The 11081-nt window shown below is 64.7% G+C and carries 10 protein-coding genes; 7 read left to right on the top strand and 3 right to left on the bottom strand.

What is annotated here, in order from left to right:
* Positions 1-136 precede the first annotated feature (136 nt).
* Positions 137-1021 (bottom strand): site-specific integrase, encoded by an 885-nt coding sequence (locus QHF84_RS49655; RefSeq protein WP_281320701.1) that lies wholly within the window; start codon positions 1019-1021, stop codon positions 137-139.
* 1456 nt (positions 1022-2477) lie between these two features.
* Here QHF84_RS49655 and QHF84_RS49660 point away from each other — a divergent pair.
* The 6 genes from QHF84_RS49660 to QHF84_RS49685 all read left to right on the top strand — a co-directional run bounded on the left by QHF84_RS49660 (position 2478) and on the right by QHF84_RS49685 (position 6708).
* On the top strand, positions 2478-3215 hold the full coding sequence (locus QHF84_RS49660) for a hypothetical protein (protein WP_281320702.1): 738 nt from the start codon (positions 2478-2480) through the stop codon (positions 3213-3215).
* A 125-nt stretch (positions 3216-3340) separates the two neighbouring features.
* Complete coding sequence (locus QHF84_RS49665; RefSeq protein WP_281320703.1) at positions 3341-3934, top strand: hypothetical protein; 594 nt, start codon at positions 3341-3343, stop codon at positions 3932-3934.
* A 200-nt stretch (positions 3935-4134) separates the two neighbouring features.
* Positions 4135-5037 carry a hypothetical protein gene (locus QHF84_RS49670; protein ID WP_281320704.1) on the top strand — a complete coding sequence of 301 codons (903 nt, stop codon included), beginning with the start codon at positions 4135-4137 and terminating at the stop codon, positions 5035-5037.
* Between the two features lie 289 nt (positions 5038-5326).
* The gene (locus QHF84_RS49675) at positions 5327-5866 is read left to right on the top strand and encodes a hypothetical protein (RefSeq protein WP_281320705.1); all 540 of its coding nucleotides are present in this window, start codon (positions 5327-5329) and stop codon (positions 5864-5866) included.
* 57 nt (positions 5867-5923) lie between these two features.
* Positions 5924-6325: a hypothetical protein gene (locus QHF84_RS49680; RefSeq protein WP_281320706.1), complete on the top strand. Its 402-nt coding sequence runs from the start codon at positions 5924-5926 to the stop codon at positions 6323-6325.
* 53 nt (positions 6326-6378) lie between these two features.
* Positions 6379-6708 carry a hypothetical protein gene (locus QHF84_RS49685; RefSeq protein ID WP_281320707.1) on the top strand — a complete coding sequence of 110 codons (330 nt, stop codon included), beginning with the start codon at positions 6379-6381 and terminating at the stop codon, positions 6706-6708.
* A gap of 858 nt (positions 6709-7566) precedes the next feature.
* Here QHF84_RS49685 and QHF84_RS49690 read toward each other — a convergent pair.
* Together QHF84_RS49690 and QHF84_RS49695 are read right to left on the bottom strand one after the other, a co-directional pair.
* Complete coding sequence (locus tag QHF84_RS49690; RefSeq protein ID WP_281320708.1) at positions 7567-8691, bottom strand: site-specific integrase; 1125 nt, start codon at positions 8689-8691, stop codon at positions 7567-7569.
* A 43-nt stretch (positions 8692-8734) separates the two neighbouring features.
* Positions 8735-8962 carry a hypothetical protein gene (locus QHF84_RS49695; protein ID WP_281320709.1) on the bottom strand — a complete coding sequence of 76 codons (228 nt, stop codon included), beginning with the start codon at positions 8960-8962 and terminating at the stop codon, positions 8735-8737.
* A 1600-nt stretch (positions 8963-10562) separates the two neighbouring features.
* Here QHF84_RS49695 and QHF84_RS49700 point away from each other — a divergent pair.
* Positions 10563-10958, top strand: coding sequence for a hypothetical protein (locus QHF84_RS49700; protein ID WP_281320710.1), 396 nt, complete (start codon positions 10563-10565; stop codon positions 10956-10958).
* Positions 10959-11081: the final 123 nt, after the last annotated feature.

Genomic DNA, 11081 nt, shown 5'->3' on the forward strand with positions numbered 1-11081 from the left:
GCTCTGGTACGGCGCATGCCGAGGCAATTGGCACGATTTTCCCGGGCTGCGTGGGACGGGATGCCGCCGGGCCATGGGCGGGATGTTGGGATCGCGATTGGGGTGGCGTAGATCCACGGGCTGCTAGGCCCGCTTCTCATCCGGATCCACTCCTTCTCCCGGCCATCCTCCTCCCCGCCTCCTCCAAATCCTCCTTCAGATGATGCACATACCGCTGCGTCGTCGCCAAATTCTTATGCCCCGCCATCCTCTGCACCACGTGCACCGGCACCCCAGCCCGTAACCACGACGTGATCGCATAATGCCGCAGGCAATACACTGACCACCCCTCCAGCCCCACTCGATCCCTCACCCTCTCGAACGCCTGCACCAACCCCGACTGCCCCCACGGCCTCCCCCGCGCCGTCACCGCCACGAGCTCCTCCCGCGCCCCCGCCTCCACCGGCGCGAGCAACCTCCCGAGCTCCGGCGTCACCGGCACCTCCCGCTGCCCCGTCTTCGGCGTATGCGTCTCCCCGAACGACCGCCCCTCCCGCACGCTCACGAACCCGCCGGCGACCGCCTCTCCCTCCCACCGCAGCCGCACATCCCGCCGCCGTAACCCCCGCACCTCATTCGGCCGCAGCCCTGCATACGCCATCAACCCGAACGCCAATCGCTGCGACGCGCTCGCCGCCGCGAGGATCCGATCGACCTCCTCGTCGGTCGGAATCTCCAGAATGCACTGCCCGATCGGCTTGAGCCGCGGCAACCCCTCCGGCACCCGCGGGATGTACCCGCGCACCTTTGCGAATCGCAGCACTGACCGGAGCACGATCTGCGTATTGTTCCGCGTCGACTGCGACAGCTCCCGCTTCGACAGCTCGAGGTCGAGCTCCCCGGCCGCGACGCCGTCCACCTCGTCGATCCCACGCCCGCCGAACCTCGGAACCAGCGTCGCGTCGAGCACCCCCTCGTACCCCTTGCGCGACGTCACCTTCAGCTCGGTGATCATGAACGTCGACTTGAACTCGTCGACCACCTCGCCGAACGACCTTCAAAGGTCCTGCCGAACACGGGGCTCAAGGAGGCGGAGAAGGCCTGACTCCGGACCCCAATTGACATCCTCCGTGAGGCCGGGTACCGAGGAGTCCAGGTGAAGGGAGGCCCTCACAATGAGCTGAAGCTCGAACCCCCGTGCCCCAAGTGCGGAACGAAGTTGGAGATCGCCCTGAGCCATGCTCGGAAGGGTATGACGACGACTTGCCCGTCGTGTGGCGCGAGGATCGAGTTCGCGGGTGACGCTGACAGTGCCGTCGACGCACTGACCGATCTCGAGGAGAGCCTTGCCCGACTCGGCGCGACACGACGGAGGTAGCGTCGGGACGGAATTTGCCATGTCACTGTACAAGCGAATTGCAAGCTGGACAGAGTTGCCCCCAACGCCCCCATATCAGGCGGGCGAAAGCTATGAACTCGACTTTTAAAGCAGAACACTCCGGTGATGCCCGTGAGATGGCAAAGGATATGGCTGCCTTCGCAAATGCGTACGGGGGCGTCATTCTGGTCGGCGTCCCCGAGAAAGCCGACAGCTATGTAAGGCGCTTGTTCTCGATCGCCACAGCCAAGACGATCGCGAGAAGCTACGAGGATGCTGCACGAGACTTGCTGGCTCCCCGCCCAATGGTCGATCCGGCCATCTTAATTTATCCGGAGGACACCACGAAGGCGCTAGTCGCCATCAACATCGACCCTTTCCCTGGACAACCTGTAGGCGCGTCTATGGGGGATGGGGCTTGGCGCTTTCCGCTACGGGACTGCGGCACGCCATTGCACGTATCTAACTCCCGAGCATGTCGTCATGTACAGCTTACCCCAAACACGCAAGGCCGCAATCTTGTTGTCACAAATCGATCGGGACACCAAAGTCTTCGTCCAGCTAATGGTACGAAACGAAGCGAGCGAGCCTTGGTCGATCACGGAGGAAGCGAAGACGGGCACGTTCCAGGAACTCGACGTCTCGAATAACGTCGTGAGGCTAAGTGTCACATTCCAAATCGACGGAAAAAGTACCGACATGCCGGTTCACGCTCCACTTGAGGACGTGAGCGCAGTGTGGAAGGTGGGGGGCACCTGGCATGTCCGCCTTAGCGGCACGATGAGGCAGTGGCCGCTATCGCGTGGGGGTGGAGGGCGCGGCACAGGCTATATGTCCGGGCGTGGCCCGGGTAACTGGACGTAGCTTCTGGCACCCTGACCCCGCCGACAAACCCGTGCAAGCCTCGCCACGCCGATCCCCCGGGAGATCCCCATGCGCATGCACGTCTCCGCCGACATCACCCTCAGCGAGCCGAACGCCTCCTCCGGCCTCGTCACGTGGTTCTCCATCGACATCTTCCCCGACGACGACGCCCCCCAACCCCGCCCACATCGGCCACGCGCGCGTCGGCCGCATCCACATCAGCAGCGCCCTCGACCTCAACGTCCCCCTCCTCGACGTGCTCGACGCCGACAGCGGCGAGCTCGAGGCGCTCCACGACGTCTTCTTCGAGAACGACTGGCCCAAGGACGAATACCTGGAGGGCGGCGGCAACGACGCCCTCCACATCAGCGAGCTCGTCATCGACCCGCGTACGAGGGCCGCAAGATCGACCTCGCCCTCGTGCGCCGGCTCTGCGACACGCTGGCGCAAGGCTGCCTCTCGGGATCGGTGGATGAGACGCGGGAGACGGCCACGGCGTCACCCCGGGCTCGCACCGTTTGTCCCGCGCGAGGAAAGGATGCAGATTGGCAGGATGACCGACGCCCTTCTGACCATCGACGGCCATCCCGCGCCGCTGGACCGCCTGTGGCGCCCGTTTATGAGCCTGAGCAGCGCCCGCGAAGGCCGCCGTGCCGCGCGCTTCGTCCTCTCCGCAGACGCCGCCGCGCTGCTGGATAGGGTACGCGAGCGGTACGCGCAGTGGATTCGCGAGGGAGAGGAAGACGACCGGCTCACGGGCACCACGGACGAGTTGGGCCAGGCCGGTTATCCGCCGTTGGAAGCCCTGTTCGGTAGTCCGGATCTGCTTCGGCTGGTGCTGGGAGAGTACTTGGAGGAGGAGGTCTTCACCGCCCTGCTTCCACCCGTGGCCGACCCCGCGACCGTCGTCGGAACCTGGGCTATCGACACGGTGGATTCCGTCCGCCACGACGCCGGGCGCATCCTCATCTCCGGCACCTGCTACGCCTTCTGACTCCGAATCCGGCCGGATCCAGAGTGATCTCCTGAAGGGAGGATCTCCAGAATGCACTGCGACATGGCCCCTTGACCCCGCGGACAAACCCGTGCAAGTCTCCGAGCGATATCACGGAGGACCCCATGCGCATACACGTCTCCGCCGACATCCCCCTCAGCGAGCCCAACGCCTCCTCCGGCCTCGTCACGTGGTTCTCCATCGACATCTTCCCCGACGACGACGCCCCCAACCCCGCTCGCATCGGCCACGCGCGCGTCGCCCGCATCCACATCAGCAGCGCCCTCGACCTCAACGTCCCCCTCCTCGACGTGCTCGACGCCGACAGCGGCGAGCTCGAGGCGCTCCACGACATCTTCTTCGAGAACGACTGGCCCAAGGACGAATACCTGGAGGGCGGCGGCAACGACGCCCTCTACATCAGCGAGCTCGTCATCGACCCCGCGTACCAGGGCCGCAACATCGACCTCGCCCTCGTGCGCCGGCTCTGCGACACGCTGGCGCAAGGCTGCACCGTCGCCATCCTCCCGTACGCCTCCCAGCGCGACATCGACCACTGGACGCCGCTCGGGTTCGAGGTCACCCCGCCCGGCGCAGCCGAGGGGTACCTGCATCTCCTGCTGGAGACCCGTACGGCGCGCGTGGATGATCCGGATCAGTCGGGGGTGTTCAAGATTCTGCCGAACCCTTCGCCCGAGGAGGCGGAGAGGCATCACTGAGCCTCTTTCCGTGCCAACCGTTCGTCGAGGCCATTGCCCCGGCGCCCCCTTGCTCTCACACTCCCGCGGTTCTCCTCGCCATCCTCGGCGCCGCAGCCTGTCGCCCCTCCGGTTCCGCCCTGCCAACCCGCAGCGCCGACCCCTCCTGGCTCGTCCTTCGCGTCGATGCCGTCAACGTCGCCCCCACCCGCCCCGGCACGATGTCCCCCTGGGATGGTCCCATCCCGCAACCGACCGACGGTGCGGAGTGCGGGCTTCTCGGCCTGGCTGGCACCATCCTCGTCAACCCCATTGCTGGCAAGGGAGCCGAATACCTCTGCCGCATCGGCAACCGCCCGCGCCAGCAAGAGCGAGACCCAACGGCGCCGGACCTCATCGTCGCGCTAGGCGCAGGCGTCACGGCGAATTACCAGACATACACGGCGCGCGACAGCTTCTACCACGTATTTCATAGCGAGTTCGTCGTCCCCTTGGACGCAATCCCGCTGGATGGCCTCCTCCTGACCGTTCTCGATCGGGATGGGAGCCAACCCGAGGTCATCGGCACCGTGCGCCTCGACCGCGGGCAGCTCGTCACAGCCGCTCGCTCGAACCCTCTGCTCTCGCTCGGCGACCCTCGCGGCGGCTTGCAGCGCCTCGAGCTCGTAGTCTCGGCCTTGACAACGCCCCCCGAGACCACCACGGCGCCGATGAACGTCCGCAGCGGGACCGTGCCCGCCAACTTTCGGCCGATCCGCGCTGGCGAAATCGTCGACATCTCGGCCACGGGTCGGTACAGGATCGGCTCATGGAACGGCGCCTGGATTGACCCGCGAGGCTATCCGAACGGCGTAGCGCGCGGCTACAATTTCGATAACGAGCCCTTCCGATCGGCTCCGCACGGAAGCGGGCTGGCGATGGTCGGAAGCGCGGACGCTAAGACGGGGCATAGCGTCGCGCCCTGCACGCGCTTCGTTTCGAGAGCTTCTGGTCCACTCGTGCTTGGGATCAACGACACCGAGCCCGGCAACAACGAAGGCTCCGCCCAGTTCGCCGTGCACGTCCGCGCCCCGACCGCCGCGGAGTGGCTCGCTGGGCGGACCGCACCTTGCCTGGCACGGTGACGAAGAAGTTCTTTTACATGATAACGTCACGATGATGTGCTGGATGCAAGGGAAGGCAGTCGCCACAGTCGCGGCGCTGGCGGTGCTATGCACGCACTGCCAGCGCGAGGAAACGCCACAGGCGTCCTCGGCCCAGCCGGCCGGCGCGGCTTCAGCGCCCTCCGTTACGGGGAACTCCTCACCGCCGGCCGATACGCGAAGCGTAAGCCCAGAGCCGCGTGCTCCCGCGCCGATACTTCCGTCGGGCAAGAACCTCGCTTGGCGAGTCGAGCAAGATGGCCGACCCGTCGTGGCAAAGGGGCACACCGTCGAGCTCGCCCGAGCACCCTTCACCCTTGTATTCCACTTGCGAGCGGGCGTACACGACCTTTTCGTGAATGCGTCGTTCAAGTCGCAGACATTTGACGCAGCGAGGCTCGGCTGGCAATTCCTCGCCCTCACGGGCATCCAGGGAGCAAGCCGCTTCGACGAACCATCGGAAGCGAACAATCGCCTACGCGACATCTACATAGACGACTATGCCCCGAACCAGTGGATCGTCTGCCCGCCTGGGTCCGCCTGCAATGGCTTCGATGAGCCCTGCGAACCCACGACCGACGGTGCCGTGTGTAGGCGTAGCATCGAGCGCGTTGAAGTGTTCTTGCGTGGCAAGCAGTCGGTCATGAAGGAGCGGCGGAGCGAGATCGCATCAATCACGGAGGAGAAGCTGTATCTCGTATTCGTCGTACCGGGGCGGTGGTCGGAGGACGAAAGAGCCGGAAAGTTGCCCTACCAATCGCCCGAGCTCGCACGGGACTGGCTCATGATCGTATGGAAGTCGCCACGATGACCGTGGACGCTCTGCCGCGGTCTTCATGAGCCTGCCGACACTGCTTAGCGAGGGCTCATGAGTAAGAAAACGCGCGTCAAGGACTTCGCCGCTAGAGCAAAGGACGACCCCGACTCAGTACGCACGCTCGGCAGACTTGGCCGCTACTTGGCGGTCAATCCTATGTCTGACGAGGTGGCGTTGCTTGATCGATTGGGCATCAAAGCGTCCACGTGTTTGAAGGTGGACTTATACTGGGAGCACGGCGACGTATGGTTCGTACAGATCGAGTCAGAATTCTACGCTTCGCCGCGAAGGCCGGGGATTTACGCGCGGTTGGCACCGTCCGGGTATGTCAACGTCGTTGTGGTCGTATCCGAGCGCCTCATTTCATCCCGCGTGGTGTCACGATCGTTGCGAGAGGTCGCGAAGCGGGATCTGCAACTCGACCGGCTACGTGACGTGCTAGAGCCCTTATGAGCAGTCGCAGACCGGAGCATTCCTTCTACGACCTTGCCTGACGAGACAGGGTGATGAAAAAGTTCTTTTACATGTGCCTCAGCGGCCACTTCCACTCGCAGGTCCACTGCCCGTACGATGGCAGTAAGAGCGACTTCACCGAGATCGTCGAGCGCGCCCTCGACGAAGCCCGCAGGCAACGGCTGGACCTGAGCGTTGAAACGCTCGTCAGTCTTGGCGTTCCCCGAGCTGCCTTGAAGTGGGCCATGGTTGTCGAATTCGGCAGCAGTGAGGTCGCTTTCGACGCCATGGCGCCGGCATCCACCGAGGTTCGGGGAACGCTCAAGCCCCAGTTGGGCCTGGACGGCGAAGAGGGGTCCGTCGTTAGCCAAGCCAAGCGGTAACCATGACCGACCCTTCCTCGAAGAAAAAAGCAGAGATCCGCCAGCGCCTGCTCGAAGCTCGCTATCCCCGGCGGGGGGCCGCCGTGCTGTCGTCTGATCCCGATCACAACCCCCTCATCCTTGAAGATTGCCCCTCTTGCCGGGGAACCGGGCACCAGTGTTGCGAAGCCGCAGCCGCCTACGTTCTTGACGCTTGTGCGGCCTGTGCTGGGCGGGGCATTACGGGTCAGGTTGTCAGGTACTTCCAGAACGATTCGCCGGAGGTTCGGAGCGCCGATATTGCGAACGGGTGGCTCACCTGCCCGTGGTGCGACCGTCGGTTCACGATACGTGATTCCGCTGTCTGGTCGGGACTCCGCCACATCACGTGCGGGGGACGGATCGGAATTGCGGTATCTGATGACGATTAGGTTCGGTCCGATGAATAGCGGGCAGACACGAGCGCATCGCGCTGCTCGTGGCGTGGAGACGTCCTAGTTAATGTACGCAACCCACTTGGAGACGATTCTCCTCCCCCCGATCGAACCACAGTCACCGCCACACACGCGCGTCGGAGGGCTGATGCAATTGAGTGACTCGCAGAGGTTGCAATTGTTGTCACCCAACTGCGGGCTATAGCAGCCGCCGCCTTCCAATACCCAGTTCTCAAACGCACGACTGGCCTGTGCGTTCCCGGAAAGCGAGAATAAGGCCGTGATAGCGAACACTCCAGCACTGAGTGACTTGAAAGTTTTCATCGCCGTTCTCCCTCTTGTGCCCATTCGCATCGAACATCGGCCGGCTGTCGCGTTGCCTGCCTAGGTTTTCTTACGTTCGAGTCTGCGCACCCGAAAGCCCAGGCGCACGGGTTCTGCTGACCTACCACTCTTCCTTTTTTCTCCCCCTCGCCATCCTCCTCCCCGCCTCCTCCAAATCCTCCTTCAGATGATGCACATACCGCTGCGTCGTCGCCAAATTCTTATGCCCCGCCATCCGCTGCACCACGTGCACCGGCACCCCAGCCCTTAACCACGACGTGATCGCATAATGCCGCAGGCAATACACCGACCACCCCTCCAGCCCCACCCGATCCCTCACCCTCTCGAACGCTTGCACCAACCCGGACTGCCCCCACGGCTTCCCCCGCGCCGTCACCGCCACGAGCTCCTCCCGCGCCCCCGCCTCCACCGGCGCGAGCAACCTCCCGAGCTCCGGCGTCACCGGCACCTCCCGCTGCCCCGTCTTCGGCGTATGCGTCTCCCCGAACGACCGCCCCTCCCGCACGCTCACGAACCCGCCGGCGACCGCCTCTCCCTCCCACCGGAGCCGCACATCCCGCCGCCGTAACCCCCGCACCTCATTCGGCCGCAGCCCCGCATACGCCATCAACCCGAACGCCAACCGCTGCCACGCGCTCGCCGCCGCGAGGATCCGCTCGACCTCCTCGTCGGTCGGAATCTCCAGAATGCACTGCCCGATCGGCTTGAGCCGCGGCAATCCCTCCGGCACCCGCGCGATGTACCCGCGCGCCTTCGCGAACTTCAGCACCGACCGGAGCACGATCTGCGTATTGTTCCGCGTCGACTGCGACAGCTCGCGCTTCGACAGCTCGAGGTCGAGCTCCCCGGCCGCGACGCCGTCCACCTCGTCGACCCCACGCCCGCCGAACCTCGGAACCAGCGTCGCGTCGAGCACCCCCTCGTACCCCTTGCGCGACGTCACCTTCAGCTCGGTGATCATGAACGTCGCCTTGAACTCGTCGACCACCTCGGCGAACGACTTTCCCGAACGCAACACCTGCGCCGCCGCATCGCCCGACGCGACGTAAGGCTCGCCATGCTGCGCAATGGCGAGCTGGTATCGCTTCTCCTCCGCGCGCGCCGCCACGAGCGTCTGGACCTGGGCGTCCTTGCGCAGCCGCCCGCGCGTCCCGTCCTTCTTCCGAAACCGGATATCGATGAACACCCGCGGCTTCTCTCGCCGCATCACCTTACGCAACGCCACGGCCCACCTCCTTTCCGTCCTTCCCTCATTCCAATCGAGACGCTCACGGCGCCCCCCACGCCTCCGAGAACCTCACGCGCCACAGGCGCCCGAACTTGCGCGCGCGCACGCCGTCGACGCTCGCCTCGGTCCCGCCATCGGCCGCGCGCGTGGCGCGGCGCTCCAGCGTCTTGCGGAGCTGCGCCGCGTTCAGCCCGAGATGCGCCGCCGCCCGGTCCAGCGACACCCACGGCGCGCCCGCGCGCTCGGCCTCCTTCTGCTTTGCAGACATGCCGATACCCTCCTCGACGCGCGCAAGGGGGCTCGAGCTCTCGGCGAGCGACCCCTCCCCTGGCGTCGGTCCCCGGAATGTACGGGATGTCCGCGCCGACTTTCAAGCCATTTCGCCAACAAAATCGTCACGTTGCGGCCGACGATCGAATTTCCGAGTTTTGAAAGGAGATTCTGAACGCCCCCCTTATTTCGCCGCATGTCGATCCGAGGACCGCCGAGAAATCGATCCACATTTCGCATGCTCGCCGAGCCCCTCTCGCGCAAGTGCCGCAAACCCTCGCGCTCGCCGCCCACCGTCGAGCAAATCCTCGGCTGATTTCTCGGAAGTCCCCGGATCCGACCCCTTGAAACCAAGCTCCGCGTCTCGTGCTCCCCCCAGAATCCGCTCCTCCCGCTCGGGAAACCCTGTTTCGCGCGCCGCGCTCGAGGTGGGCCCGAGCCCGATCTTTTGTGAAACTTCTCACTGCTACCGCCCCGTCGACGTTCACCTCGACCACCTCGGACAGGAGCTCGCTCTCCTCGATCGAGTTCGAGGCGGCTCCCCGGCACTTTCGAGGCAGGACTCCCGGCCCTTCCGAGAGGAGGCCACGGCGGGTCGTCGGACCATTCTCGGCGAACGCTCGGAAAATCTCGGCTTTCCGAGCGCGCGCAAGGCGACTCGATTGTGTCCCGATTCCGCCCCGCACGTCCCCCTACAGCAATCCCCCGACACTCGCGGTAAAGACAATCCCGGACACTGTCGGGCGCGCGCTCGCTGTCCCCGTCGAACGTTCGACCCTGGCCACCCCTCGGGGTTTCGAGGCCGAAACATTGAACAGCGCGAATCCTCGGCTGCTCCGCACACCGCAAGCCGCGCGCTTCGTGCCGAGGCAGACCCTACGACGTCGTACAACCTCGCCGTGCGTCCGGATCGGCTGCGTTCAGGCTTCCCCCGAGACGCCGGTACCGCAAGACGAACATCCACTCCGCTGACCGGGCAAACCTTCGACAGCATCGTTTCCGGGGCAGCTCACCTCGTCGACGCGCTCGCCTCCGGTCGCGCTCCTGTAAGGATCATGGGCTTGTTCCGCCAATAAAAACCGTACATGCGTGGTTCGATGCTGGTTGGCGCGCTCGAGCGGCCGCTGGACGGCCGCGATTCGCTCGCTGACAGGGTCTCGGAAGCACCCCGTCAGCGGTCTTCGTGGCAGGCGAAATCCTCGACACTTTCTCGGCAAACGCGCCTCCGCTCGAACAACACACTTTGTCCTCGAACTATTGTCTCGGCCCTGCTTCCCGCTTCGGGGTGGTTCGCCGAACATCTTTATTGTTGCAATGCATGAGCGACTTGCCCATTATCGCCACAGCACCATGAACCACCCAGAGCCTCCTGGGCTCGACGGGCAGTCGTCTGCCGTCGAGCCGGATGTTGGCCATCGACCCTGCCCGAAAGGCTCGGAGCTGCGGAGCTGGCAGCAAATCATCGACCTGTACGGCGGTGAGTGCGGGTATCAGCTCATCGCGTTATGCGGCAAGACCTTTCGATATACGGCCAAGTCCGAGAGGCTCTACTTCGCGGGCCCGGCGCGAAAGCCCCGCGGGAAAAGGAGGTCCACGCCATGATCCAACCCGAATCCAGCGCGCCTTCGGACGAGCCGATCGAGCTCGGCGGTCATCCCCTATTCCCTCGGCCGGAAACCGAGGTAGGACCCGATCCGCGAAGATTCGACCTCATCCAGATCGTCCGCATCCTTCCGGACAAGACGCGGGAAGTCTGCCCGACGGCGTGGAAGGGATCCGAGCTGCGAAGCTGGCAGCAGATCGTCGACATGTACGGGGGTGAGTGCTGGTATCAGCTCAATGCGATCTGCGCAAAGTCGCACAAGTACACGGCAAAGTCCGAGATGCTTTACTTCGCAGGCCCAGCGCGTAAGCCCTTCGTCCAGGAGCCACAGGCGCCCCGACCGGCGCCCGTTGCGCCTCCCATCAACCCGGCTGCGGTGCCGCCCTACTAGAAGTCATCTCATAAATCGTCCAGGAGTCTCCTGAGGTACACGACGATGCATCCGAGGTGGACGAAGCCGAGGAAGTTTTCGACGTGGCGCTCGTACCGTACCGCGATGCGGCGGAAGCTCTGG

It is taken from the genome of Polyangium sp. y55x31 (assembly GCF_029946505.1).
GTDB lineage: Bacteria > Myxococcota_A > Polyangia > Polyangiales > Polyangiaceae > Polyangium.

What these genes read in the sequence shown, in the direction of transcription:
- QHF84_RS49665 (WP_281320703.1), top strand. Translation starts at nt 3,341, where the DNA reads ATGCGCATACACGTCTCCGCCGACATCCCCCTCAGCGAGCCCAACGCC.
- QHF84_RS49670 (WP_281320704.1), top strand. Translation starts at nt 4,135, where the DNA reads ATGTCCCCCTGGGATGGTCCCATCCCGCAACCGACCGACGGTGCGGAG.
- QHF84_RS49680 (WP_281320706.1), top strand. Translation starts at nt 5,924, where the DNA reads ATGAGTAAGAAAACGCGCGTCAAGGACTTCGCCGCTAGAGCAAAGGAC.
- QHF84_RS49685 (WP_281320707.1), top strand. Translation starts at nt 6,379, where the DNA reads ATGAAAAAGTTCTTTTACATGTGCCTCAGCGGCCACTTCCACTCGCAG.
- QHF84_RS49695 (WP_281320709.1), bottom strand. Translation starts at nt 8,962, where the DNA reads ATGTCTGCAAAGCAGAAGGAGGCCGAGCGCGCGGGCGCGCCGTGGGTG.
- QHF84_RS49700 (WP_281320710.1), top strand. Translation starts at nt 10,563, where the DNA reads ATGATCCAACCCGAATCCAGCGCGCCTTCGGACGAGCCGATCGAGCTC.